Here is a 26,616-nt window from a genome sequence, read left to right on the forward strand (position 1 = left end):
AACAGTTTTATCCAAAAGCAATAATAAAATTCTAAAAGCAACCATAATTAATAAAAAAAGACCATCAATACGACAGTCTTGCGGTCTTTAGAAATGACACTTTATTTTTCATTGAGAAACGCCTGTTCCTCTTTGGAAAGCAGTGTTATCCCAGCTTTTTTTTCATTTACAGGAACATTATTCCAGATACTGATATTAAAATCAACCTTCGGATTAAGTCCTTTCTTATTGGTTTTGGTAAAAGTAGTATAGATAATTTCACGACTGAATTTCCTTACATGGGTCTCATCTTTATAAAAAACGGTAAAACCATCTCCTTCCAGCTTCGTCAATGCAGGTACATAGACACCGTCTTTCTTATAAAAATCAAAAATTAATGTGGCATCACCAAGTTTGTATTGAAATTCTCTTCCATCTGTTGTAGTTTTCTTCATGGTAGGAAAATCTGTCTGATAATAATGCGTTTCAAAATAAGTAATCACTTTATCAGCTTTATTATATTTAAATTCACCTTTCATCTGAATTCCTCTTACTGAATCTATTTTAAAGGTAATCAACTGTTCATCGCCTTCCTCAAAAATCAACCTTCCGGTATATTTACAATCCTTCATTCTCAAATGCTGAAGTGTTCTGTAAAGTTCATAATTCAGAAAGAGGTTTCCTAGATATTCATGTGAAAACTCATTGGTTTTTCCCGTGAAAATACTATCAGTATTTACTTTCTTCAGGTATTTAACGTTATTCAGCTGCATCTGAAGGATTTCATCATAGTTTTTACGAAAACCATCTTTAAAATTATATTGGTTATTTTTACTCCAGAACTTGGCTTCCGCAATAACCAGAAAGTAGAGCTTATTATTATCAAAGCCTTTTTCCTTATATACAATGTCATAAAGAGAAGGATCATCATAATATTTTTTATGATAATTTTTATTGATGTCTTCAAATATTTTTTTGATGTCTACATTGATGATTTTGATCTCATCGATATTTTTATAGACAGGTTTAAGTTTTACCTGAGCGTTATAGGCTTGTATTTTCTCTTTTTGAAAACCTGAAGCAGAAATTTCAAAATTGACAGCATCTGAGTTTACTGGAGCAAAACCATCTTCATTGGTATAAATGATTTGATCCTGAAGGATAATTCTTGCATTGGGAATAGGATTTCCGTTTTCGGAATCCACTACTCTTAATTTCTGTGCAGAAAAAAAACCGAAAAAGAAAATGAATAGAAGATAATAGGACTTCATGGTTATTTGTAATATTAGTTTTAATTAATAACACAAATATAGACCTGGAAGTACATAGAAGAACAAAAGTTTAGTACACTTTAATACTATTTAACACTAAATACTTAATTTCCGCAAAATACATTCTAAAACTGGGGATTTTTAACATCTTTCATATTAAAACACTTTTTGTATTCCGGAAATAAAAAAACCGGCTTCAAAAGCCGGCTAAAGGTGAATTATTTCTTAGCTTCTTCTACAGAAACTTTTCTGAATTCTTTGAACAATTTGCTTAGTTCTAAAGCTGCTTTACGTGCTCTTGTACCAGCTGCTTTGTTTCCTTTTTCCGCTTGTTGGTTTGCCTCAGTTGTGAACGCTTCAAATTCTGCGTTGATTTTTTCAATTAGTTCTTTCATTTATTTAAAAATTTAGGCTGCAAATATAGGTTTTATGGTGATTCCAGCCTAATTGTGTTGAAAAAAAATAGTGGATTTAATCATTTTTTCTAAGTCTTTCTTAAATTCAATTTAATTTTTAAAATAAAATCAAATTATTGTAGAAAATCAGCCACGTATCTGGGGTTTATATACAGAAGAAATCAATATTTAAATAAACCACTCAGAATCAATAAGAATCAACAAAAACAGCAAACGAGATTGTCTTAAAAAAGTTTATTAACAAAGCCATTTGATTTCCTTATCATACTTAATTATTTTTAACCGTTCAAAACTGTAGTTCTTTTGCTCTCCTGCCTGCATTTTTTAATAAAATAATGCTTTCAGAAGTAATTCTTTCGGCAAAAACAATCCTGAAATGGTAATGGTATTTGTCTGTGAAGGAAAACGTGTCTCCGGGAGTAAATAAAATCTGATGCAACTCACAATACTGATAAAATCTTTTCATATCCATATTTTCCGGAAGCTGTCCCCAAATGCTGTAACCTCCCAGTGGTCTATGAAAATAAGCCTCTTCCGGAAAGAATTTCCTTAATGCTTCCAATACCTGAACAGCCTGCTGATTGAGCTTTTTCCGAAATGAACGGAGATGTCTTTCATAACGACTCCCCTGCAGCAGTTTCAACACCAGTTCCTGATAAATGGGAGAAACTGTACGTCCTAAAGCAAATCTTACTCTTTCAGATTTTGCATAAAAACTTCCGGCATGTAACCAGCCTAAACGAACCCCTGGAGCTAACGTCTTTGAAAAGGATGAATACGTCATCACGATTCCCTTTTTATCAAAACTTTTGATACTTCGCGGTCTTTGTTCTCCAAAATAAAGATCGGAATACATATCATTCTCAATAATACAGAACTGATGAATTCCTGCGATGCTCAGAATTTCTTTTTTTGTTTCATCATTCATTACAACACCTGTGGGATTGTGAAAATTGGGAGTCGTGACAAGAGCGCAGATTTTATTTTCCTTACAGGTCTTTTGAAAATATTCAGTATCAAAGCCTGTTTTATAATGCACAGGAATCTCAATGACTTTTAGTTCGAGATGAGCAAGCACTTCCAATACAGAAAACACGCAGGGACTGTCAACAGCGACCACATCACCAGATTTTGTAACTGATTTTAAAGCAATTGTAAGTGCCTGCAAAGCACCATCAGTAATAATTATTTCTTCAGGGTTTAATGCACAGCCATAGGTTCCCATTTGTTTTGCAATATGCTTCCTCAGTGCTTCCAAACCGTTTGAAGGATAATATCTGAGCAGTGCCGCTCCCTTCTCGCGAATGACTTCCTGCATTGTTCTGAGAATAAGCTTTTGCGGAATCAGAAGATCTCCGGGCACCGCCGTATTGAAAGAGCTGAATTCTGAAGTTCTTTTGGAAGTAAGCATCATATTTTTCATAAATACTTCATCCCTCACTACGGTTGGAAGTTTAACTTTTGCTTCCGGAATATTCTCCTCCTGGATTCCTGTGACAAAATAGCCAGACCGTGGATTACTCCTGACCAACCCTTTAATCATAAGGTATTCAAATCCACTTTGTACAGAGCTTGTACTCAGTTTGTATTTTTCTTTGATGTAACGAACGGATGGAAGCCTGTCATTTTCCTGTAAAATTCCACTGTAGATCTGCTTCTCTATTTCAGCCGTAAAAACTTCGTACTTATAAGGTTTCATCATATCACTTCAACTGTACTGAACAAATTTACAAAAATACCATTCTGTACCGATTATATTTTAGCGAACTGTACCCCTTTTGAACGGATTAATCTTATAATTTTGAATAAAAAAAATCCCATGGATATCATTTCAAAATTTACAGTAGGTTCTGAGGAGGGAATTTCTGATCTTATAACCATTATAGATTCTTCCGTTTATAGATTGCACAAAGAGTTTGTAAGCGAAGAACACATAAAAAAATATATTCAGCAAGAAATTGATCCGAGAAAGATGATCAATGATCTGAATGATCTTTCCAACCAGCTGATCATGACTTATGCCAATCAGAAACCTGTTGGATACAGTATTATAAAAAGCGGTTCTCTGCATTCAGGAATTCCAGATGGAAAAAGAGCAACAGAAATAAGTTTTGTAATTCTTTCAGAGTTTGACACTCCGGAAACAAGAGATTCTCTTTGGAAAAAATGCAGATCTGCAGTAAGTTTCACAGATATTATTTGGATCAATATACTGGATCATGATCCGCTTACTGGTTTTTTAAAAGAGTGTGGTTTTATAACTGCGGAAAGTTCGAAGACTGGCCCTTTTCAAATGCCTTCCCACATTTTGGAATTGGAAATCAATAAAAGTTAGTTCTTAATGGCAAATCGCACAGGTATTTGTGTATGCTTATATAGTAGTTCTTCCTTTCATATTATTGATATTGAGAAAGACTATAGTTCTTATTTTTATTATCTCACTTAAAATCATTTTATGTAAGCAATTGTTTACCTATCTTTGATTTTTATAATTTTCACCTATGAGTGATCAGCTGGAAACGATAGAAGATTATTACAGACGTATCCGTAACAATCAGATTAAAATGTTTGATTCTGAGGATTTTGAAACCGGAAAATCTCATTTCAACATTTCGATGCGAAGATACTGCAGCTTTAAAAGCCCTTACAACCGTCGTGATTATTATAAAATCAGCTTCATCATCGGAAAAGGCACGATCCATTATGGTTCACATCAGCTGTTTATAGATGGTCCTGCCCTATTCTTCCCTTCTCCAAGCATTCCTTATTCCTGGGAATGTGAAAGCGATGTACAGGAAGGATATTTCTGTCTGTTTAATCAGGAATTTTTTAATGGAAATTCAGAATTTAATCTGTTTAAAAAGACTTCAATGTTCAAGGAATGGAGCAAACCGGTTGTTTTTCTGACGGAAGAACAGACCCAATTAGCCACTCTTTATTTTGATCAGATTTACAGAATGAATAACTCTACCTACCCTTTCCGCTGCAGCAGCATCAAAAGTAATCTTGCTTCTGTTATGCATCTGGCATTGGAAAACCGTGTGGAAGACATCAATCCCAATGAACTTCCTGCCAATGTTCGTCTGTACAAACTTTTTGATGAATTACTCAATAAACAGTTTCCTTTGGATTCCCCTGCTTATCCTCTTGCCCTAAAGACGCCTTCCGATTTTGCAGAGCATCTGAATGTACACGTCAATCATTTGAACTCTTCCGTAAAATCTGTAACACACCTTACTACAACTCAGATCATTAAGGAAAAAATGTTTGAAGAGTCTAAAAATCTGCTGAAGTATACGAATTGGGATATTGCCCAGATAGGGTATACTTTAGGGTTTGATCAGCCTGCACATTTTAATAATTTCTTTAAAAAGCATGCCCGGACTTCCCCATTAAAGTTTAAGAATTTATCTTAATATTTGATTTTTGTAATTTTTACTTTGTCTTTTAAAATCCAGTTTTGTATTTCTTGACTTATTTTTGCATAGTAAAAAATGAATGAATATGTTGAGAGAAGCATCTGAGCAACGAATCAGATTAATTACTATTATGGCGTTTGTGTCTATCCCGCTTTCAGGGTTTGTCACAGATATTTATTTGCCATCATTTCCTTCTATGGCCAAAGAAATGATGGTATCGGAAAAAGATATCCAGATTACATTAACTTCATATCTTCTTAGTTACGGGATTTCACAGTTGTTTGTTGGAGGAATTCTGGATAGCATCGGGCGCTATCGTCCTAAATTGATAGCATTATTCCTATTGATCCTGACCAGTATTTTAATTACGATGACGAACAGTATTCTACTGATTTGTCTGCTTCGTATTCTTCAGGGAGCTGCGGTTTCTGTACTTGTTGTGGCAACTCGTGCTATTTTTGTGGATATTTATGATGCTGAAAGGGTAAAACATTACCTGAGCTATTTTACCATTGTATGGTCTTGCGGACCTATTCTGGCTCCTTTCCTCGGAGGATATCTTGAGAAAATATTTAACTGGCATGCTAATTTTTATTTTCTGGCCGGATATGCCGGATTTCTATTTCTTTTTGAATGGTTCTTCAGTGAAGAGAGTCTTCCCCAGAAAAAGAAACTGGATCTTTCAGAGAATATCAGCCTTTACAAAATGATGCTTAAAAACAGGATTTTCATGCTGGGTATTTTTATCTTAGGACTGAGCTATTCTATCGTGATGTTATTTAATATTACAGGCCCTTTTATTATTGAAAACACCTTTCATTTTACCCCTGTAGTTATTGGATACTGTACACTGATCTTAGGATTTTCATGGATGATTGGAGGGTTTATTGGAAAACGCAGACTGACTCTTGATTTTAAACCAAGAATTTTACAACCCATCCTTCTTCAGCTGATTCTGATCTCAGCCTTGATCGTCACCAGCTATTTTACAGAAAGTCTTTTCATTATGATTCCTTTTGCATTTTTTATTCACATCTGTTCCGGAATTTTATTTACCTCCTTTTTTACGACAAGTATGCTTTACTTTCCTAAAAATGCAGGAACTGCCGGTGGATTAATGGGTGGATTGGTATACGTAATCACTTCTGTAACAAGTTTTATCATTTCGGTAAGCGGAACGGTAACAGATCAAAAAGGTCTCTCCTGGCGCTATCTAATCATTGCATGTTTCCTTTTGGGAATTATCCTTATTATGCATCAGGCCGTTAAAAAAGAAAAAGCAGGGAATTAATCTCTGCTTCTTTTATACCTGTGATATACTCTCAAGGTATTTTTTCAAAATAATCGCATGACAATGTTCTTCGTCTTTAGCAGCATATAGCAAGGTAATTTTTTCCTGTTTCTTGTGGTGTTTCAGGAAATCTTTCCCAAGATTACTTTCATCAAGTTCCTTCCTATATTTTTCTGAGAATTCTTTCCATAGCGCAACATCGTGATGAAACCATAGTCTTAATTCTGTTGACGGAGCAAGATCTTTATTCCATTCATCAAGATCAGCATTTTCTTTTGAAAGACCTCTTGGCCAGAGCCGATCTACCAGAACACGGTATCCATCACCCGGAGATGGAGTTTCATAAACTCTTTTTAATGCAATTGTGGACATTATTTTAATTTTTGAGTTAATACTTTTCAAAAGCCTGTGATCATCAAAGTACAAAATCTGTTCCTGTAGCTTTCTTTTTCCTTTTACTCGGTATGTAATATTTCATCATTAATTAGTTTTAATTAAAACTAATTTTCTGTATATTTGTTAGGATAAGTCAGTTTAAAATCCTTTTGACAAACACCTTATCCTGCTATATTATTATAAAAGTATGTCCGTAAAACTGAATAACATATCGGAACTTGCTCTGGAGCTTGGCCTTGCAATGAGTGAAATGAAAAGCCGTCTTCGACAGAAAATCCAGACTACTATTAATGAATATGATCCGGATCTGTCTTTTGAACTGATTGAAATCCTGGGATTGCTTTCACGCAATAGTGGTATCAACCAACAGGAAATAGGAAATAAGGTAAGCAAAGACAAATCAAGTATTACCTATCTTATCAACAGTCTTGTCAAACGAAACCTTGTGGAACGGATCGCTGATAAAAACGACCGGAGAAATAAGCAGATCTTTTTAACTCCGAAAGGAAAACAGATTGTAGAAACTGTTTATCCCTGGGCATTGGATCTTTATAAAAAAGCAGCTGATGATATTCATGAAGAAGAGATCATTAAAGCACTGCTTTTGGTAAAAAAAATGACAGCCAACCTGGAAAAATCAGGACCAAAACATAATACAATATGAGAACAATCCTTGTACCCATTGATTTTACATCAACTACGGAAAATGCAGTAAGAATTGCCGCAGATTGGGCAAAAACCTACGAATATCAAAACATCATCCTGCTCAAAACAGCAGGAGAATCTGAGTTTGATTATCTGCATATTGCAGAAGGGCATTCATTTGTGAATGAAGAAAGTGTCAATACTTTACTGCAGAGAACAGAATCATTATTTGATGAGCTAAGCAGTATTATTACAGAAAAGTCAACTGAAGTTAAAGTTTCCAGAGTTTTAAGTGATTGGACTCTTACCAGAAGTATTAATGAGCTTTTAAAAAACCAACCGTCTGTGGAACTGATTATTCTGGGCAGTGATGACCAGACTTCATCCACTGATAGTTTTGTTTCTGACAATATTATAAGTATTGCAAGAACAAGCCCTGTAAAGACTTTAATTATACCCAACAGCTATCATTATACTCCTATTAAAAATATCTTTATTCCCTGTGATATAAAAGATATTAAAAGATTAGAGAGGCTTTTTCACCACAAATCTGTTATTCATAAACAAGATGTACGACTGTCATTTTTAAATATCAACACCAGTGAAAAAGAGGATGAAGGCAAAAAAAGGGAACTGGAAAATTATATCCGTGAGCATTTAACAGAAATTCCGAGCAGTATTCATTATTCTCATGATGAAAATGTCATCAATGGTATTCTAAGTTTTGCAACCTCCAATGAAGCTGACCTTATCATTGCTTTACCGGGTAAGCATAGCTTTCTCTATTATCTGGCAAGCAGAAGTATTTCTGAAGGAATTTACCAGAACACCCATCAGCCTGTTTTAATTTTAAAATAATAAAAGAGCTCAATAATGTGAATGAAAGCTAATAATAAATTTTGGTACTTTCAATTTTAACCATCTTCTGCTCCTCCATTTTCTTGACGTATCGAATCACCGTCTCCACGCGAAGACCGGTTAAGGTTGCTATTTGCTGTCTGGTATAAGGAACCAGAAATGAATAAGGTTCTTCAAATCCGAAATATTTTTTAATATGATCAAAAAGTTTCATGAGCTTTATGATAGGATCTGAAATTGCCAGAAAGCTGGAAATCATAAACCTGAAATGCATCCTGTCTGCCATATATTTATTAATTTCAAGCATTAATTCAGGCTTTTCCAGCAGTATTTCGAGAAGTTTAGTTTTGGAAATTTTAATAATTTCACAATGCGTAACAGCAATGGCATTAATGGCATAATGATGTTCAGTAAATAAGTAGCTTTCACCAATGCAATGTCCATCAAAAGGTAGCCCATGAACAAATTCTTTTCCGTCTTCCAAAAAGGTATTCAGTTTCACAGTACCATGCCTGATCTGGAAATAATATTTTGCTGCGGTACCTTCCTGAAAGATAGCATCTCCTGCTTCATAGTTTTCCAGAGTGGCTCCGTAAGAAAATAATAAGTCTTCATTTATGACCATCTTGTTATTATTAATTTGAATAAAAAATACTTAAAGCACAAGCAATGCCGTAACCCATCAAATACCCCAAAACATGGTATATTTTAATATCAACACTACTCATCCAGCCTGATATCAGGCTGTAATTTTCTTTTTATGTTTTGCTCCCCAATCTGCCAGTGCAGCAATAACCTCTTTCAGTGACTCACTGTATTCTGTGGGAACATATTCTACCAACACCGGCTTTTGATCCGTAATAACGGTTCTTTCAACCAAATGATTAACCTCCAGCTTTTTTAATTCACTGGATAATACTCTTGCTGAAATACCACTGATGGTTCTTTGAAGTTCATTGAAGCGCGTATGCCCACCCAGAATAGCAATCATAACCCGAATGGTCCACCTGCCTCCCAAAACGTACAAAGCATCCTCTGTAGCAGCCAGATGAGTACTGCATTGCGGCCTTGAATACACTATTTTTTCTTCTTCCATTGTCTCTTTTTCTGTTGTTACTAACCTAAATGTTATTACTAACCTTTCGGTAACTACTATCTTTTTATTAGTAAATATAAATAATTTTGAAACATCAATTTTAAAAAAAATAAAAATGAAACGAGTACTTCATATTACTTCAAGTCCAAGAAGCGAGTCATCAATCAGTAAAAAACTGGGAAATGCTGTTGTAGAAAAAATTACAACCAAATATCCTGACAGTGTTTTAAAAAAACGCGATCTAGCCAATCCTCTTTTTCCTCATTTGGAAGAAACGCATATCAATGCATTTTTTACTCCCGCTGAAAACCGTACTTCTGAGCAGTTGGAAACAGTAAAACTTTCAGACGCGGTAATTGATGAATTGCATGAAGCAGATATCATCATTATTGAAGCTCCTCTTTACAATTTCAGTATCACATCTACATTGAAATCCTGGCTCGATCATATTGCCAGAGCAGGAAAAACATTTAGCTATAGTGAAGATGGTCCTGAAGGATTGGTAAAAAATAAGAAAGTATATCTTGCTTTTTCCAGTGGCGGAGTATATTCTGAAGGAGAAAGACAAGCTTATGACTTTGTAGTTCCTTACTTAAAACAAACTCTTGGATTCATGGGAATGACAGATATTTCCGTTGTCCGTGCAGAAGGACTTTCTGTTCCGGTTATCCAGGATACAGCTTTGCAAAAAGGGATTGAAAGTATTGTTGTAGAGTAAAATTAAAAATGCTGTTCCTCTGAACAGCATTTTTTGTATCAAAATTTAATGATATACCAAAGCAATATTTACAGAATTAAAAGAATATTTTTCTCAACATATGTAAAGACTTTTTCGATTTTTTTCTCTCATTTTTACTTTATTAAATGAAAGATTATGGAAAACAATAAACAACCCAAACTGATTAATCCCTCTGAATTATTCAATCCCAGTCCTTATGGCTTCTCACACAGTATTTCTGTGGAATCTCCCTCCATAATATGTTTTATATCCGGCCAAAGCGGTGGTGTTGGAGAAAGCCATTCATTGGCAGCTGACTTTAAAACTCAGGTTCAGGATGCTTTGAATAATCTTGAAATAGTATTACAAAGCCATTCTATGACGTTTGATAATATTGTCAAAATTACTCTTCTCATTGTTGACCACAATCAGGAAAAACTTCAGATATGGACTGAGGAAGCCAAGAAAGTTTGGAAAGAATCATTCCTGCCAACTAGCACGCTTATCCCTGTAAGTCAACTTGCCTTACCAGGAATGTTGTTTGAGATTGATGCCATTGCAGTGAAAAATTAGTTTCTGTTAAGACGTTCAATGATTAATGATGAAAAACTTTTAACTCCCGTTCTGATACTTTCTTCATCCACCTGAAAATTGGGAGAATGATTCATAGCGATCACACCTTTTTCAAAATTGGAACCACCCAGGAAGAAGTACACTCCTGGGATTTTTTCTTGAAAATAAGAAAAATCATCATTAAAAAACGGAACCTGACCATAATCCGGAGCAACTGCATTTTTGCCATACAGATTCCGAAGAATTTCTGTTGCTGAACGGGTCAGTCTTTCATCATTGACGATAGTTGGATTTCCCTGAACAAATGAAACGGAAAGAAGCTGATCTTTATACCCGCTGTCTTCAATCACTTTTTGAACTGTAGGAATTATTTTATCTAAATTAAAGGAGTTCGTCTCATACAGGTACGTTTCAAGAAATGATTCGTTGTTTTTGGAAAAAATGTTGAATTTTCCGTCTGTGAACAGATAATCTTTGAAAATAGTATCAGGATTTGTCAATCCAATTTTAGAATCAACAATAGATTGTAATTCCCAGGGTTTGCCTCTGTCAGAAGTCCTGAATAATGAATTGCTGATCTTCTTTGCCAGCCCATTGAGCTCTTCTTCTGACAATCCGTTTTTTAACTGAATCCTGATTCTCTTCTGATAAGCAAACATTTCATTGGGTTTCACCATGATCTGCCCGACAGGTGTAGCGGTCACATGCAATCCATAGATTTCATCTGGTTTTATTTTGGAAAGCAATCCGTTATGAAGCATTTCTTTTGCTCCTTTAAAAGTTTCTTCTTCGGGCTGGAATATAAAATAAACTGTCCCTTTTAATTCTTTCTTATTTCTGGATAGAACCTCAGCAATTCCCAATCCGATCGCCATATGGATATCATGACCACAACCATGCTGAATTCCTTTTATTTTTGATTTGAAGATTTCAGGATCGGGATAATCATTCGGAAGGGCATCCATATCTGATCTCCAGGCAATTTTTTTTCCTGCCTTACCTCCTTTCAGAATCCCTACAACACTACGTCCGTAATTCTCTGTTTGAACTTCCATTCCCAGATCCAACAGATACTTCTTAATTTTTTCCTGAGTTTGCGTCTCCTTCCCTGCCAGTTCTGGGTTTTCATGAAAATCCCGTCTGATATTCACCAATTTATTGAATATTTTATCTGTTTCCTGTTCAATAGATTGATGTACGGACAGCAAACTTCTATTTTTCGAAGAATGAACAGCTGTTTCCTTTTTATTACCCAATCCCTGAGCAGACAAAAGAGAAGAAACAAAGCATAATAAAGTTAAGGTAAGGCGTTTCATGGCTATCAGTAATGGGTTTTATCTTTTATAATCGTTAAGTCAAAGGTTTAATTATATAGATTAGACATATGCCGTTTCGCTTTCGTTACATGCTGATCATCAATTTATTATTATTTTTTAAGTTATGGACTCCTCCGACATTAAAATCCTGTTTTATATTCAATACCAAATTATTTAAAATAATTCTAAACTAGGTGAAAACAAAACCTTCTGAAACAGCCTAATACAAAGGGTTTGTTACAAAAAATTAAAATTAAATAAACACAAATTACGTAGAAATACTGAATCCCATCTGCTGAGTTCTGATTAATTTCGGATAAACAAAATTGATAACTATGGATCGCTTGAAAAACATTCAATCATTTCTGAAAAAGAGGTGCTATCTGAAAAATCCGGCAACTGTAGATCGATCGGCATGATAACCTCCCATTAAAAGGAGTTGAAGATATCTAACCCAAATTTTTAACGAAATGAATATTATTAACAAAATCCTCAACGTCGACGATTATTATTTCGACGTGTTTATGTCTATCTCGGAAGCACTTGCCGGATTTACAGTAAATGAACTACAGTCAACAGGGCTTGCAGAAACGTATTATACTTATGTTTTAAAAAGCATGGAAGCAGCAACTTTCGTGGAATTCCTTACCGTTTCTAAAAATATTCTTGAAAATCATTCAGGTAAAGAAGAAGTAAACAAGGCCATTCAATCTGAAATTATCAGCAATCCGGGAATGAATGACATTGCCGGAAAAGTAATCACCATGTGGTATTTGGGAACCTGGGAAGGAGCCTATATCAATGATCTTTCTTACAAGGAAGGTCTTGTATGGAATCTTATGCACTCTCATCCTCCGGGAGCCAAGCAGCCGGGATATAAATCATGGAATATTAAACCTGTAAACAGTAACTCATGAGCCAGACCAATAACAAAAAAGATGTGATCATCGTAGGAACGGGGATCGCAGGATCATTGATCGCGAAGCTATTGTCCGATCATGTATTTGATATAACCAAAGGAAAAATGATCCACCGTGCAGATGCCGGAAAATCGGATAATATCAAGGAAATATCAATCCTTATGTACGAAGCAGGTCTGGAAGCTGGTATCGAACTGGATTCCGTATCCTCAATGACCACTTACAATGAATATATCCGTACTTTTTACAGAGAGGAAGCCAAAGTTCCCAATTCTCCTTATCCGAACTTAAAACAGGCACCTTCTCCCAACGTTCTGGATATGGAACACATTGTGCAGCCGTATCCGGATAAAAAGGGATATCTGGTACAGTTTGGGCCAATGCCTTTTGCAAGTGATGCGATAAGAGTAGGTGGTGGAACTACCCTTCACTGGCTGGGAACTACACCAAGAATGCTTCCCAATGATTTTAAACTTACAGAAAAATATGGCATTACCATTCCAAAGCCGGATTCTGATGAAAAAACTTCTATCAACTGGCCGATAAATTATGAAGAACTAAGGCCTTATTATGAAATGGCAGAATTTGAAATCGGGGTTTCTGGAGATGTTTCAAGGCAGGAATATCCAATTACGGAGAAAACGGAAGAATATTATGGGAATTATGTATTTCCGATGGAAGAAATTCCTCAGAGTTATATGGATCATAAGATTATCGAAGGGCTTAAAGGCACAAGTGTGAAACTAAGTTCCGGAGAGATTCCTTTAATGATGGTGCCTTCTCCACAGGGAAGAAACTCTATTCCGAATCCAAAATACGGGAAAACAAAGATCATCAAAGCTGAGCCAAAAGATTCCGGATACAAACTGGTTTTAGACAGCTCTGAAAAAGAAGAATACAAAGCACTTGGTTCTGTTTGGAATCCTTATATGGGAGAACGTTGTGAAGGAAATGCGTCATGTGTTCCTATCTGCCCTGTTCAGGCTAAATATAATGCTTTAAAAACCTTGAAAAAAGCTTTATATAAACTTAATGACAACGAAAATCTTAAGCGTAATCCACACATGCAGATTCAGGCGCAGAGTGTGGTTTACAGATTAAGTATTGACCAAAATGATAAAGATAAAATCTCCAAGGTTCATTTGAGAAGATATACTTCAAAAGAGAAAACAGATTTTGTTGAAGAATCTATTGATACTTCAGAGGCTATTGTGATTTTGGCTGCTAATGCTTTTGAAAACCCAAAAATTCTACTGAACTCCAAATATACGGTTAACAACGTTGTCAAAACAGCGGCTAACAGCAGTGATCAGGTGGGAAGAAACCTGATGGATCATATGGTAATGCTTACCTGGGGACTTTTCCCTGAACCGGTTTATCCTTACAGAGGCCCAGGTTCTACCACAAACATTTCGTCTTTCCGTGACGGAAGCTTCAGAGATAAATTTTCAGCATGGATCTCTCCTCTTGACAACTGGGGTTGGGGATGGCCGGCATTTTCTCCGGGTTCTGATGTAGCCTACTTTATCAAAGAAAAACATTTTGGAGCAAAATTAAGAGAAAAGCTCACCGACAGACTTTCCAAGCAGGTATTATTTCATTTTGAAATTGAACAGCTTCCAAATCCTAATAACAGAGTTACGATTAACGATCAGTATCTGGATGTAATGGGAATTCCGCGCCCTGTTATTCACTATGAACTGACAGAGTATGAAATGAAAGCAATGGAACAGGCAAAACATGCCTCTGATCAGATGTTTAAAAGATTAAATATTGAGAATTTCACAAAGTATACTGCGGAAGACAAAAATTCTGTGATGTACAACGGAGAAAGATATTCTTATAACGGAGCTGGCCATATCGTAGGAACTCACAGAATGGGTTCTACAGCAGAAGATTCTGTAACCAACAGCTATTGCAAAACCTGGGATCATCCGAATTTATACGTCGTAGGCGCAGGAAATATGACGACTCTGGGAACTTCAAACCCTACTTTAACCTTATCAGCATTCACGATCCGTTCTGTAGAATCTATTCTTGCTGATCTTGAAATTCAACTAAAAAAATAACATCATGAGACAAAGACTTATCAATAAAACAGCACAACCACAGGAAACGTTATTAACCGAAGGAAGGATGGCTGCAAGAAGCGCCGTTGTTACTGAAACCATTTCATTACCTTCTTTATTATTTGATTCAACACTTGGCAAAGAAGATTGGATAGAAGGGTTAAAACATCACAGCAAAACCTTAACGAATCTTTTGCTTAATGATCAGATCAAAGATTTCAATGCTTATCTGGAATCTGAGTTGGGTTCTGGAGTTTCAGAATTAAAAAAAGGGATAACGGAAATTGATTATAAACCGGTTTTACAAGATCTATTGCAAACGGCCATTCTTATCGAACACTCTACAATCCCTCCTTACCTTACGGCTTTGTATTCAATCAAGGATGGAACTAACGCTTTGGCTTCACAAATTATCAGAAGTGTTGCTGTAGAAGAAATGCTTCATCTGATTATGGTTTGTAATGTTCTGAATGCCATTGATATTCAGCCTTCTGTCAACAAACAGGAAAACTACCCTACTTATCCGATGAAATTACCTATGAATGTTGATTTCTATGTAGGGTTGGAAACATTTTCAAGCAATAGTATTGCCACATTTATCGCAATTGAAAGTCCAAGCCAGCCTTTGGTAAAAGCTCCGAAATATGATCACGAAGCTGACACTTCTGCGTTATATTCTCAAAGAACGGCAGTACAGGAAAACAACTTCTGGACGCTTGAAAACATGAAAGCTTTCATCATGGAAAATGTACACACCATTGGTGAATATTATGATGTTTTATTCTTCTATATTGTTATTTTCCAAATCATTGCTTATTACAAAAAGCATGGCAGCCTTCCGAAGACTTTTGAGGAATTAAATACAGGTGGAATTTTTACAGGAGATTCAAAAAAACAGATCCGTCCGGAACAATATTACGGAAGTGGAGGAAAATTACATTCTGTAGAGGCTTTGGCCGGAGTAATTGCTGTTTTCCAGGAAATCAAAGGGCAAGGTGAAGGTGCTGATGATTCTATTTTTGATGTTGACCCATCCCAGTTTGAAGAAGGGGTTGAACTGGCACATTATTTCAGATTCAAAGAAGTTTTCCATGAGCATTTCTATCTGGGAGGAAACTATGAGCCTTTCATGGATGAAAACGGAATGATGCCTGTAACGACACCACCTACAGGAAAAGATCTTCCGGTAGACTGGAATGAGGCTTATCCGATGAAACCTAATCCGAAGATGGAAGACTATATAAAAAACAAAGAATTACATGCACAGGCTGTTGAGTTTAATAAAACTTACAGACGTTTATTAGACGCTATACAAAGTGCTGTAGAAGGAAATCAGAGAGAACTTGAAAAATCTATTATGTATATGTACGCCCTGAAAGAGCAGGCTGTTAATCTGATGAAACAACCGTTGGATGCGCAGACTAACGCTGGGCCAACATTCGAATACATCAATCTATAACCATAAAAACGATATATCATGTTAAAAAGAAAAAAAGAAAGTCCGGAAGCGGGAGGAGAACAGTTATTCCGCAAAATGCCGGGTCAGAAGGAAGTTAATCTGGCTGAAGTAATGGATGGATATTCAAAACTTCTTATTGATGATCCGGTAAGACCATTCAGAGAAGACAACCTGCAGGCTATTGAAAATAATGTAGATTATGGAGTTCTGGCTGCACTGGATGGTACCTGGGTAAGCTATAATGTCAATTACAATAAAGACGTTCCAAAACCATCATTAGCAAGCGGAGTACATACTACCATCATGCCTTCCCCAGGAACCAATTCAGGGACAATACCTGGAAAATTCGCTTTTGACAGTGAAGAATATATTGAGAAACTGACATTCTCCATCGTTCCCGGAGGAGTGCGTAACCGTGGTGGTGCAAGCGAACTTTTCTGCGGAGCAGTTAAATATGAACAAACCATTAAAAGTGTTAATGCTGTTCCAGGGCAGGATGCCCTGAAATATACACCCATCCACGAAGAAAACGGAATGTACCTATGGCTGAGTGATGTCTATAATCATGCAGCAACGAAAGAATCTATTGAAAGAGACCGTGGTATTCATGCTATTTCAACAGAGGATGCTAAATATGGATACACCGGCGAATACAGAGATGAGCCTTTGCTAAGGATAACACCAGACGGAGAGCCCAACCCTAAATATATTCTTCAAAGCCAGCTGGAGCCGGGACAGCCTTATTATGAAATTATTCCGGCACAGGAAATAAAGCCGGGAGCAGGACTTGATGGTCCTTATTTTATCCCGGACTACTCTATCTCAAGAAGCGGTGTTATTCCTCATGGAAGTACCATTACTTTGCTTGGAGATATCATCCCTCAAAATAAAGATAAAAAGACGTACTATTTAATTGATGGCTCTCCTCAGTTCCCTTATGGTAAAGAAGCCTGGGAAACCAATCATCTTTCAATTTCACGTACAATGGGAAATGCAGGAGTAACTCCTCAGGAAATCATTGATCTTGATCAACCAGCACCGGAGTGGGTTCATCAAACGCTTGATGATGATAATGATCCGGGTTCAAACAAGATTTATACCCAGAGAATACTGGCTGATGATCTTTATCCTTACTCTGTGCGCCCTGATTTGAGATTAAGAGATACGCTAAGAGGCCAACACGTCAGCAATCATGTTCATGTGAGAATGTCTTCAAAAATGAAAACCGGAGCGCAGGGAGGAGTTTTGAACGTTCCTTTTGTCAACCGTTTCGTTCCGACTGTTGAAGTGGATATGGACATGTGGATTGAAACCATCATTGAAGACGGAAAAGAAATTCTTCAGCTTCAGTACGAACAAATCGTATTCTTTGAATTTGATTTCGGAAACGATGGAGGTACTACGAGCTGGCCTCATATTCAGGTTAATACTCTTCGTAAGATACAGGATATTCCTGAGGATCAGAGAAAGGTTATTGAAGAACAGTTTTATAATACCAACGGAAATCCTGATGCAGCTTCAGGATGTCCTTATCATAAAGGATAGACTACCAGGTATCATACAAAAAAGGGGCAATAATTTTGCCCTTTTTTTGTATATTATTTATAATAACTTATAGATTATCATGGGTCTGTTCTACCATGAAAGATATTGCCTTTTTAATTTTTTCCCGTCCTTCAGGTGTATTCGTATCTATACCACAGAAAAGACTACCATTCAGAGATGCAAACATATTGAGGTAGTATAGTCCTGAAACCATGATAGCCATAATAGAACGGTAGGTATCCATTTTATCTTTAAAACGGGATTCCATCAATAATTTGAAGATATATTCTCCATTTTCTTCCTGAGTATCAATCAGTTTTTTTAATGATTTTCGGGGCTCAGAAATAGTCCACAACAATAGTTTTTGAGCTTCTTTATTGGCGTATACGTAATCAAACTGTGAAAGAAGCATATGTTCGATAAATTCTCTGCCTCCATCTTCAAGATTCGGTTTCATCTTTTCCACTTCCTCGCTGGTTACTTTTACCCAGAAATCCTGTGTACGGACATATTCGTCCATCAGGCCATCCATTCCGCCAAAATAGGTATAGATCATTTTTTTATCTACTCCGGCAGTAGCAGCGATATCATTAATCTTCAACCCTGCATGTCCCTTCGTTTTGAGTATTTTTCCAACTGCATCCAAAAACTTTTTTTTGCTGCGTTCTTTATTCCTAATACTACCTGATGCTGACTTTCTTTCCATGACTAAACATTCAATATACAAGTTTAAGAAATTTTTTTATCATTTTAGACACCTACCAGTGTCTAATTTAATCTATTTGTATATATTTGCACAAACTAAAACCATTTTATATATAAAACACTATTGAAGTTGAAAAATTAAAAACTATTCAGATTGTATCGTTAGTTCCCTCAGTTTAAAATATTTCGAACATCAACGACTGAGGTAAAAACACAACTAGCAGCATCATTTTTCTATAGTGATGCTGTTTTTTTATCTCAAAAAATGGAATGATATTAAATAAAATACTTTTTTATAGATATTTTTTATCACTTATTCTTTTTAGGAAGTATATACTTACTATAAGATAGAAATACTGTTGTATTTTACAGATTAAACCTATTGAAAAAGATTAATTAATAGAATTTCTTACTCTTAAAACAAAAATAACATTCTGAATTTCAAAACATTAAATAAAATTAAGAAAAATTTTACCATTTTACACACTTCACAGTGTCTTATTTTATATATTTGTACAAACTAAAACCAACTATATATTTTAAAACACTATTAGGTTGAAAAATAAGACAATCAAATTGTATTATTGAGTTCCCATACTTTAAGACAATTTCAAATACGAAACAACTAAGGTAGAAACACAACTTATAGACAGACCATTAGATTTCTAATGGTTTTGTTTTTTATAGAAAGTTCAATTTTCAAAATTAAAAATCTAGAGGTTTTCATAGGTATGATGCAACATGAAAGAAATAGCTTTCTTGATCTTATCCCTTCCTTTAGGCGTGTTCACATCTATTCCACAGAAAATGCTTCCATTAAGAGAGGAAAACATATTCAGGTAATAAAGTCCGGAAACCATAATTGCCATAATAGAACGAACATCTTCAGCATTATCTTTAAAATGGGAATCCATCAAAAGTTTAAAAATGTACTCTCCGTTTTCTTCCTGTGTTTCTGTAAGTTTTTTTAAAGATTTACGAGGTTCTGACAAGCGCCAAAGCAGGAGTTTTTGCGCTTCTTTGCTGGAATAAACATAATCAAATTGAGATAAAAGCATTTCTTCCATGAAAGATTTCCCTCCATCATCCAACTTGGGTTTTATTTTGCCGATTTCTTCAATGGTTACTTTGCTCCAGTAATCCTGCGACCGGATATACTCATCAATCAACCCGTCTATCCCTCCAAAATAAGAATAAATCATTTTCTTATCCACCCCGGCTGTAGCAGCAATACTATTCACTTTCAAGGCAGTATACCCTTTTGTTCTCAGTATCTTTCCCACTGCATCCAAAAACTTTTTTTTACTGCGTTCCTTGTTCCGGATACTTCCTGCTACAGACTTTCTTTCCATGGTAAACTTTCAATCGTACAAGTTTATGAATTTTTTTTCGTTTTTAGACACTTTTTAGTGTCTAAATTTATATATTTGCATAAACTAATAACCATTTTTAAATAAACAGACAATCAAAGTTGTGAGGTTGAGAGAGATCAGGTTGTACCGTTAGTTCCCTCAGTATAAATATTTTAATATTCAATACTGAGGCAAAACATTACTTCAGCAGCATCATTATGTATGTAATGGTGTTGCTTTTAGTAATGATGATATTTTTAGCGGTCCCCTGTTATGCTGTCGTTTTTATATACTTCAATCTACTTTTTACAATTTTATTATTCTCTTATAATGCTGTATGCGAAAGGGTTTTCTTGAGGTTTCAAATTGCTGATCAAAATATTTTTCATTTTTTTAAACCTTTAGACACTACGAAGTGTCTTATTTTGTATATTTGTTCAAAACTAATAACCATTTTACATAGAAGCACTATTTGAGTTGGAAAAATTATAAGTTTCGAACAAAAAGCAACTAAGGTAAAAACACTAAATGCTGCAGCGTCATGAGTTCTCTAATGATGCTGTTTTCATTTAGCGTACCTTATTTTCGTTTTAATGTACAGAAAATTGTATTTACCGGGAATCCGGTAATAGAATAGTTGATATGAAGAGAGACTGTCCAAGGACAGTCTCTTATTTTTTTCAAGATTGAAGTATATTAACCTCTGGCTTTTTCGTCTGTAAAAAACTGAAATCCATTCTTCTTCTCAATAAGCTGCATTGGATATAATGAAGGATTATATTCACCATTCAAAACTTCATTCAGCGCATGTTTTTTGGATTCACCAAATGCAATAGCCAGAATATGATCTGCATTATTGATAATAGGTGCAGTCAAAGTAATTCTGAACATTTCCTGAGGTTTAAGATAATAGGCAGAAACCCATTTTTCTTTTTCATTTAAAACTTCTTCTCCAGGAAATAATGAAGCCGTATGACCATCATCTCCCATTCCCAGCAGGATAAAATCAAAAACACCTTCATCGTCAAGAACAGTTCTGATCTGCTGTTCATAAGCTTTAGCATAGTCTTCAGGAGTGATTCCTTCAGCATACATAGGAAAGATATGGTTTTGATCTACCGGAACCTGATTGAGAAGTGCCTCATCTGTCATTCGGAAGTTGCTTTTATCATCGTTCAAAGGAACCCATCTTTCATCTACCCAAAAAAAGTAGACTTTATTCCACTCAATCTGTTCTTTATATTCTGGTGTCGCCAGCAGTTTGAAAATGGCTTTAGGCGAAGATCCTCCACTGAGAGCCACTACAAAACGGTCATTTTTCTGAATAGATTTTTTTGAAAGGTCAACAAATGTATCTGCAGCCTTTGTGTACAGTTTTTCCAGATCGTCAAATACTGTAATATTCATTTTCTGTTTGTTTAAATTTATATTGTTTTATACCCAGCTGTGTCCTTGTCTTTCTACCAAAGCATTCACGTCTTCCGGTCCCCAGCTTCCTGCTTTATAGTTTGGAAAAGAAAGGTCTTTATTATTTTCCCAGGCTTCCTGTATGGTGGTGACAACATCCCATGCTTCTTCCACCTGATCGGAACGCATAAATAAGGTAAGATCTCCCAAAAGAGCATCCTGTAATAAGGTTTCATAAGCTTCCGGAGTATCATCCTGACAGGCAAAATTATCGAAAATCATTTCAGCAGGCTTCAAATCCAACGTCAGCCCTGGTTTTTTAGTCATGAACTGTAATCTGATATCCATCATTGGCTGGATATTAATAATCAACCTGTTTGCTGACAAAAGATGTGGACTGTCTGAGAACGTTGAGTGAGGAAGCGGTTTAAATTGTATGGTAATGTAAGAGTGTTTTTCTTTCATTTTTTTCCCGGTACGAACATAGAAAGGAACATCCTGCCATCTTTCATTATCCAGATAAAATTTTATGGCAGCAAAAGTTTCTGTATTGGAATCCGAAGCAATTCCATCTTCCTGACGGTAACCTTTCACTTCCACTCCGTTTATAGTACCTTTTCCGTACTGACCTCTTACCGCATAATGATCCACCTGATCGGAAGATATTCTACGAATTGATTTAAGAACGTCTACTTTTCGGTCTCTGATTTCACCAGACTGCAATGAAGCAGGTGGTTCCATTGCTACCATACACAGGATCTGCAACAGGTGGTTCTGGATCATATCCCTTAATGCTCCTGTCTGTTCATAGAAAGCTCCTCTTGTCTCTACCCCAACTTCTTCCGCTACTGTAATCTGTACAGATTCTATGTATTTATGATCCCATAAAGGTTCAAAAATTGAATTCCCAAACCTGAACGCCAATATGTTCTGCACTGTTTCTTTCCCCAGATAGTGGTCGATACGATAGATTTGTTCCTCTTCAAAAGTTTTAGCCAAAAGACTGTTTAATTCAATCGCAGACTGTTTATTATGACCAAAAGGTTTTTCAATAATAATACGGTCCTTTTTCGGATCAGAAGCCAATGAAGTTGTTTTGATATGATTGGATATCGTGGTAATAAAATTAGGTCCAATGGATAAATAAAATAACCTGTTTGCTCTTATCCCATACACGGAATCAAAATCCTGCAATTTCTGCTGTAGATTCTCATAAGAACTTTCTTCATCCAGCTGATGCTGAAAATAAGTAATATGAGCCTGAAACCCTGCCCAATCTTCAGAAGTCACTTTTTTTCTGGAGAAACTCTCAAGGTTTTCTTTGATATAATTTCTAAAATTTTCGTTGGTATTTTCTGCCCTTCCCAATGCTACAATATTAAAGCCTTTGGGCATTCTGCCATCGATATATAAGTTATAAAATGCCGGAAAAAGTTTTCTTTTTGCCAGATCTCCTGTAGCACCAAAAATAACGATAGTTGTTGGCTGCAAGATTCTATTTTGATTCATTTCTTCCGAATTTTTAATTGTTTGCACTTTGCCAAGAAGTATGGAAAACTCCCTCTCTGTCAATACGCTGATACGTATGAGCTCCGAAATAATCACGCTGAGCCTGGATCAGATTCACAGGAAGAGATTCTGTAGTATAGGCATCAAAATATCCCAAAGCCGTCTGGATTCCCAAACTTGAGATTCCGTTGGTAACGGCATAGCCTGCAGTTTTTCTTAAAGCTTTGATTTTTGATTTTACCAATTCAGAAATATCGTGATCAAGAAGAATATTAGAAAGAGTAGGATTTTGGGTATACGCAAAATAGAATTTTTCCAGTAATACAGAACGTATAATACACCCTCCTCTCCAGATTTTCACTACATCTTTCAATGGAATTTCAAAACCATATTCTTCAGATGCTTTTACCAGTAAAGATAAACCTTGCGCATAGCTGATTAAGGTAGAAAGGAAAAGAGCATCACCCACTTCCTGAATGAATAATTCTGTATTTTCCGGATTTGTAATTTCGCTTTCAGTATAGATTTTTGAAGCCTGAATTCTTTCGTTTTTATAAGCAGATAAAATTCTTGAAGTTACAGCAATATCAATAGTAGGAATAGAAACTCCTATTTCCATAGCTTGCTCAGAAGTCCATTTTCCGGTTCCTTTCGCTCCTGCTTTATCTAAAATCTGATCTACAAGATAGCTATCTGTTAATGAATCTTTTTGGGTGAAGATATCTCTGGTAATTTCAATAAGGAAAGAGTTCATTTCGCCATTATTCCATTCTTTGAAAACCTCATAAAGCTGTTCGTTATTTAGACCTGCTCCTCTTTTAAGAAGATCATAAGCTTCACTGATAAGCTGCATAATTGCATATTCAATACCATTATGTACCATTTTCACATAGTTTCCAGCAGCCCCTTTTCCCATATAAGCTGTACATGCTTCGTTGTCTACTTTTGCTGCAATGGCTTCCAGCATTGGTTTCAGAAGTTTGAAGGCTTCCAGATCACCTCCCGGCATTATACTTGGTCCTGTTCTGGCACCTTTTTCACCTCCTGACACTCCCATTCCCATAAAATGCAGTTTTTTGGACGCCAGATCAGCAACACGTCTGTTGGTATCTTCAAAATAAGAATTTCCTGCATCAATCACGATATCGCCTTCACTTAAAAGTGGGGTAATATTTTCCAGCACAGCATCTACAGGTTTTCCAGCAGGAACCATAAGAATAATTTTTCTTGGAATTTCCAGTGCGGATACGAAATCTTCTAAAGAGCCTGTACCTTTTACCTTCATTTCTGAAGCATCTCCTCCTTCTAATTCTTTCACTTTTTCCTGATCAAGGTCGAATCCTGCGATTGAAAATCCGTTGTCAGCAATATTATAAAGCAGATTCCGCCCCATTACTCCAAGGCCAACCATCCCATAACTATATCTTTCCATTATATTGGTATTAATATGAATTTTGTTATACAGACAATAAAATTACGGAAATGCCTAGTATGAAAAAAATAAAAGGAAATAAAAAGTTGAGAGCACTTTTGTTTTTCCCTCATTTATAAGCCCCTAATATTCACATTTTCACATGATTTTGTGTTTACAGAATAAAATTCAATCATTAATATGGGAATGATCTATTAAAACAGTCTGTTTTTTGGCATAATTAAACTTATATTTGCCAAAATTTATAAAGTAATGAACTATAAACTTGAACTCAACACTCAGGAGCCTAATTCTAAAATCGTTTTTAATAATATCATATTTGATTCGTTCAAGATTAATATAGTTGAAAGATATATTGGGTCAATGAAGGCTCGTCCTACATTATGTGAGGTTTTATTTAAAGTAAGAACTTTAGATAATGTCATTATCAACAGAAAAGATGGTAATATAAGAGTAAAGATAAAGGGTGATGATTTTGAAACATATCAGAAACTATCCAGAGACCTGAACTCTTATGAATACAAAAACAAACTGATTAACAGAAAAGAGGTAGAACAGAATTATGTTCATTTCATCCTGAGTTTAGTAATTACAAATTATCAGCTTAATTAAGCTGTTCCGGGCACTCTCCTTCTATCATTTTGCAGAGGGAGAATGTTCAGAAAACAATACACAGAAAGCAAGCAGTTTTTTCATTAAAAACTGTAAGTTACACTGAGCGTTCTATTTTGATTCTCAGCCATTTCGGCCTGGAAGCATTTAAAAAAGTATAGTTTAAATCAAATTATTCGTTATTACGTAGGATATTGCTTCGATAATATTCTTTACTCCAATTCTCTCAAACAATTTGCTTCTGTGAAACTTTATGGTACTTGGTGACACAAACAATTGTTCTGCAATTTCTTCTATTTTTAATCCCTGAAGGTAAAGTCGTATTATTTCTATTTCCCTTAATTTTAGGGCAACTTTAGATTCTTCTGTCCATTTTCCCGTGAAGAGATTATACTTCCAATAGGTCTCTGAGGTATTGGAAACAATCCTGATATTTCCTGCAGACCGGTTGAGAGAATAAGACACTACACAGACTATTTTGGAAATTTCTCCATCATCAAAGAGTTCTATAGGTGTAATCTTATGATTGACAAGCACATCTACACTATTGGCATATTTCAGATGAAAATCATAGGTAATGGTGTGTACTTTTTTTTCTTCAGGTGAAAGGCATTCAAAAAACTTTAATCCGTAGGTACTTACTTTCTTTAATATGTCAAGATCGGCCTTCTTAGTGTATTTACGAAAAAAATTATAACCCATTTTTTCAACTTCAGCAGCACTTAAACCGGAAAAAAGAAGAGGATTCTCAGAAATAAACTCTAATTTTTTTGTTTTAAGATCTGCAATGTAAACACAGCCCAGACTGGTTTCTGATACCGCTTTTAGTACATTAAGATACTTCTCTGATGCCTTTGCGGCATATAATGAATTATTTTTATCACTCATATTTTTGACATGATAATAAGATATAAAACTTTTTTATTAGACGACTTTTGCAAACATATTCATAATTAAGCTAAATAAAAAATCTATTAAAACTTAATTATAATTAAACTAAAAACTACAAATCACTTATTTTGATAATAAAAAAAACTGCATAGATTCATTTTATTACATTTTTAATACCTTGAAAATTATATATTTCCACTTTGTACGGAGATGAAAAAAGAAAAAAAGCAGAAGAATGAAAGAAAGATATTTATATAAGTCAATATTTTAAAAGGAAATTTATATTTTTTCTGTTTTGAAAGCATTTTTGGAGGATCAGTTTCTAATTAATTCATCAAGCTTTGATTTAAAACTATACGAAAGTATAGTAACATTCAATTTTTAATAAATTAATTTTACCCAAGCCATAACAATAAAAACTAATCAAAGAGAACCATCTAAAAATGAAAGATTCCAAAAAAAATTAAAAACTACAACAACTTATACGCAGAAAAGTGAGTTTTTTTATAAAATAGATTAAACCATCACTCATCTGCAACCGAAATTATTCCCACTCGCTTAGTATTCTACTATTTTTCCTGTTTATCCATTGATCACTTTTGTTAAAGAGGTGATGTGGAAGTACAGTAATATGCTTTAACCCACTTATCGTCTCTGTGAATTGAAAACACAGTTTTTCTATGAGTTTCTGAAACGAATCCCATAAAAAAGCACGTGTACTTTTCAAAAGGACACTT

Annotated in this window: 25 protein-coding genes; 12 read left to right on the plus strand and 13 right to left on the minus strand. The window is 35.3% G+C overall.

The window, feature by feature from the left end:
• Nucleotides 1-101: 101 nt before the first annotated feature.
• From BUE84_RS13090 to BUE84_RS13100, 3 genes are all read right to left on the minus strand, one after another.
• A complete protein-coding gene (locus BUE84_RS13090; RefSeq protein WP_079241995.1) occupies nt 102-1,250 on the minus strand; it encodes a carboxypeptidase-like regulatory domain-containing protein in 1,149 nt (382 codons plus the stop codon).
• Between the two features lie 218 nt (nt 1,251-1,468).
• Nucleotides 1,469-1,645, minus strand: a complete 177-nt coding sequence (locus tag BUE84_RS13095) for a histone H1 (RefSeq protein WP_002978882.1) — start codon at nt 1,643-1,645, stop codon at nt 1,469-1,471.
• 307 nt (nt 1,646-1,952) lie between these two features.
• Nucleotides 1,953-3,368: a PLP-dependent aminotransferase family protein gene (locus BUE84_RS13100; RefSeq protein WP_079241996.1), complete on the minus strand. Its 1,416-nt coding sequence runs from the start codon at nt 3,366-3,368 to the stop codon at nt 1,953-1,955.
• Between the two features lie 117 nt (nt 3,369-3,485).
• On the opposite strand from BUE84_RS13100, the gene BUE84_RS13105 reads away from it, so the two are divergent.
• From BUE84_RS13105 to BUE84_RS13115, 3 genes are all read left to right on the plus strand, one after another.
• The gene (locus tag BUE84_RS13105) at nt 3,486-4,001 is read left to right on the plus strand and encodes a hypothetical protein (protein WP_145953245.1); all 516 of its coding nucleotides are present in this window, start codon (nt 3,486-3,488) and stop codon (nt 3,999-4,001) included.
• A 166-nt stretch (nt 4,002-4,167) separates the two neighbouring features.
• Nucleotides 4,168-5,082, plus strand: a complete 915-nt coding sequence (locus BUE84_RS13110) for a helix-turn-helix domain-containing protein (RefSeq protein WP_079241998.1) — start codon at nt 4,168-4,170, stop codon at nt 5,080-5,082.
• A gap of 88 nt (nt 5,083-5,170) precedes the next feature.
• Nucleotides 5,171-6,376 (plus strand): MFS transporter, encoded by a 1,206-nt coding sequence (locus BUE84_RS13115; RefSeq protein WP_079241999.1) that lies wholly within the window; start codon nt 5,171-5,173, stop codon nt 6,374-6,376.
• 12 nt (nt 6,377-6,388) lie between these two features.
• Here BUE84_RS13115 and BUE84_RS13120 read toward each other — a convergent pair whose 3' ends face one another.
• A complete protein-coding gene (locus BUE84_RS13120; RefSeq protein ID WP_079242000.1) occupies nt 6,389-6,748 on the minus strand; it encodes a DUF488 domain-containing protein in 360 nt (119 codons plus the stop codon).
• Between the two features lie 211 nt (nt 6,749-6,959).
• Between BUE84_RS13120 and BUE84_RS13125 the strand changes: the two genes are divergently transcribed.
• Nucleotides 6,960-7,436 carry a MarR family winged helix-turn-helix transcriptional regulator gene (locus tag BUE84_RS13125; RefSeq protein WP_079242001.1) on the plus strand — a complete coding sequence of 159 codons (477 nt, stop codon included), beginning with the start codon at nt 6,960-6,962 and terminating at the stop codon, nt 7,434-7,436.
• The gene (locus BUE84_RS13130; protein ID WP_079242002.1) at nt 7,433-8,275 is read left to right on the plus strand and encodes a universal stress protein; all 843 of its coding nucleotides are present in this window, start codon (nt 7,433-7,435) and stop codon (nt 8,273-8,275) included. The genes BUE84_RS13125 and BUE84_RS13130 overlap by 4 nt, the downstream gene beginning before the upstream one ends.
• Nucleotides 8,276-8,303: 28 nt before the next feature.
• Here BUE84_RS13130 and BUE84_RS13135 read toward each other — a convergent pair whose 3' ends face one another.
• Both BUE84_RS13135 and BUE84_RS13140 read right to left on the minus strand, forming a co-directional pair.
• Entirely contained in the window at nt 8,304-8,900 is a 597-nt protein-coding gene (locus BUE84_RS13135; RefSeq protein WP_079242003.1) for a Crp/Fnr family transcriptional regulator, read from the minus strand.
• Between the two features lie 114 nt (nt 8,901-9,014).
• Complete coding sequence (locus BUE84_RS13140) at nt 9,015-9,371, minus strand: winged helix-turn-helix transcriptional regulator (RefSeq protein ID WP_079242004.1); 357 nt, start codon at nt 9,369-9,371, stop codon at nt 9,015-9,017.
• A 115-nt stretch (nt 9,372-9,486) separates the two neighbouring features.
• Between BUE84_RS13140 and BUE84_RS13145 the strand changes: the two genes are divergently transcribed.
• Both BUE84_RS13145 and BUE84_RS13150 read left to right on the plus strand, forming a co-directional pair.
• Nucleotides 9,487-10,089, plus strand: coding sequence for an FMN-dependent NADH-azoreductase (locus BUE84_RS13145; RefSeq protein ID WP_079242005.1), 603 nt, complete (start codon nt 9,487-9,489; stop codon nt 10,087-10,089).
• 156 nt (nt 10,090-10,245) lie between these two features.
• Nucleotides 10,246-10,662 (plus strand): RidA family protein, encoded by a 417-nt coding sequence (locus BUE84_RS13150; protein WP_079242006.1) that lies wholly within the window; start codon nt 10,246-10,248, stop codon nt 10,660-10,662.
• Here BUE84_RS13150 and BUE84_RS13155 read toward each other — a convergent pair.
• The gene (locus BUE84_RS13155) at nt 10,659-11,978 is read right to left on the minus strand and encodes a M20 family metallopeptidase (RefSeq protein WP_079242007.1); all 1,320 of its coding nucleotides are present in this window, start codon (nt 11,976-11,978) and stop codon (nt 10,659-10,661) included. The two genes, BUE84_RS13150 and BUE84_RS13155, sit on opposite strands and share 4 nt — an antisense overlap.
• A 470-nt stretch (nt 11,979-12,448) precedes the next feature.
• On the opposite strand from BUE84_RS13155, the gene BUE84_RS13160 reads away from it, so the two are divergent.
• From BUE84_RS13160 to BUE84_RS13175, 4 genes are read left to right on the plus strand one after another with little or no spacing between them, the layout of a single operon-like run.
• Nucleotides 12,449-12,895, plus strand: a complete 447-nt coding sequence (locus BUE84_RS13160; protein ID WP_145953246.1) for a hypothetical protein — start codon at nt 12,449-12,451, stop codon at nt 12,893-12,895.
• Nucleotides 12,892-14,967 carry a GMC oxidoreductase gene (locus BUE84_RS13165; protein WP_079242009.1) on the plus strand — a complete coding sequence of 692 codons (2,076 nt, stop codon included), beginning with the start codon at nt 12,892-12,894 and terminating at the stop codon, nt 14,965-14,967. Before BUE84_RS13160 ends, BUE84_RS13165 begins: the two co-directional genes overlap by 4 nt.
• Before the next feature lie 4 nt (nt 14,968-14,971).
• Nucleotides 14,972-16,426 carry a ferritin-like domain-containing protein gene (locus BUE84_RS13170; protein WP_079242010.1) on the plus strand — a complete coding sequence of 485 codons (1,455 nt, stop codon included), beginning with the start codon at nt 14,972-14,974 and terminating at the stop codon, nt 16,424-16,426.
• A gap of 18 nt (nt 16,427-16,444) precedes the next feature.
• On the plus strand, nt 16,445-17,971 hold the full coding sequence (locus BUE84_RS13175) for a peroxidase, FMP-type (protein ID WP_079242011.1): 1,527 nt from the start codon (nt 16,445-16,447) through the stop codon (nt 17,969-17,971).
• Nucleotides 17,972-18,038: 67 nt separating this feature from the next.
• Here BUE84_RS13175 and BUE84_RS13180 read toward each other — a convergent pair whose 3' ends face one another.
• The 5 genes from BUE84_RS13180 to gndA all read right to left on the minus strand — a co-directional run bounded on the left by BUE84_RS13180 (nt 18,039) and on the right by gndA (nt 24,376).
• Nucleotides 18,039-18,677, minus strand: coding sequence for a TetR/AcrR family transcriptional regulator (locus BUE84_RS13180; RefSeq protein ID WP_079242012.1), 639 nt, complete (start codon nt 18,675-18,677; stop codon nt 18,039-18,041).
• Nucleotides 18,678-19,389: 712 nt separating this feature from the next.
• Entirely contained in the window at nt 19,390-20,028 is a 639-nt protein-coding gene (locus tag BUE84_RS13185; RefSeq protein WP_079242013.1) for a TetR/AcrR family transcriptional regulator, read from the minus strand.
• Between the two features lie 696 nt (nt 20,029-20,724).
• Nucleotides 20,725-21,435: a 6-phosphogluconolactonase gene (gene pgl / locus BUE84_RS13190; protein WP_079242014.1), complete on the minus strand. Its 711-nt coding sequence runs from the start codon at nt 21,433-21,435 to the stop codon at nt 20,725-20,727.
• A 27-nt stretch (nt 21,436-21,462) separates the two neighbouring features.
• Nucleotides 21,463-22,944, minus strand: a complete 1,482-nt coding sequence (gene zwf / locus BUE84_RS13195) for a glucose-6-phosphate dehydrogenase (protein WP_079243941.1) — start codon at nt 22,942-22,944, stop codon at nt 21,463-21,465.
• A 13-nt stretch (nt 22,945-22,957) separates the two neighbouring features.
• Nucleotides 22,958-24,376, minus strand: a complete 1,419-nt coding sequence (gndA, locus tag BUE84_RS13200; protein ID WP_079242015.1) for an NADP-dependent phosphogluconate dehydrogenase — start codon at nt 24,374-24,376, stop codon at nt 22,958-22,960.
• A 252-nt stretch (nt 24,377-24,628) separates the two neighbouring features.
• Here gndA and BUE84_RS13205 point away from each other — a divergent pair, with 252 nt between their 5' ends.
• Nucleotides 24,629-24,988, plus strand: a complete 360-nt coding sequence (locus BUE84_RS13205) for a hypothetical protein (RefSeq protein ID WP_034696561.1) — start codon at nt 24,629-24,631, stop codon at nt 24,986-24,988.
• Between the two features lie 162 nt (nt 24,989-25,150).
• On the opposite strand, the gene BUE84_RS13210 is transcribed toward BUE84_RS13205, so the two are convergent.
• Nucleotides 25,151-25,876 (minus strand): response regulator transcription factor, encoded by a 726-nt coding sequence (locus tag BUE84_RS13210; RefSeq protein WP_079242016.1) that lies wholly within the window; start codon nt 25,874-25,876, stop codon nt 25,151-25,153.
• Nucleotides 25,877-26,616 lie beyond the last annotated feature (740 nt).

Source organism: Chryseobacterium indologenes (assembly GCF_002025665.1).
GTDB classification, from domain to species: Bacteria; Bacteroidota; Bacteroidia; order Flavobacteriales; family Weeksellaceae; genus Chryseobacterium; species Chryseobacterium metallicongregator.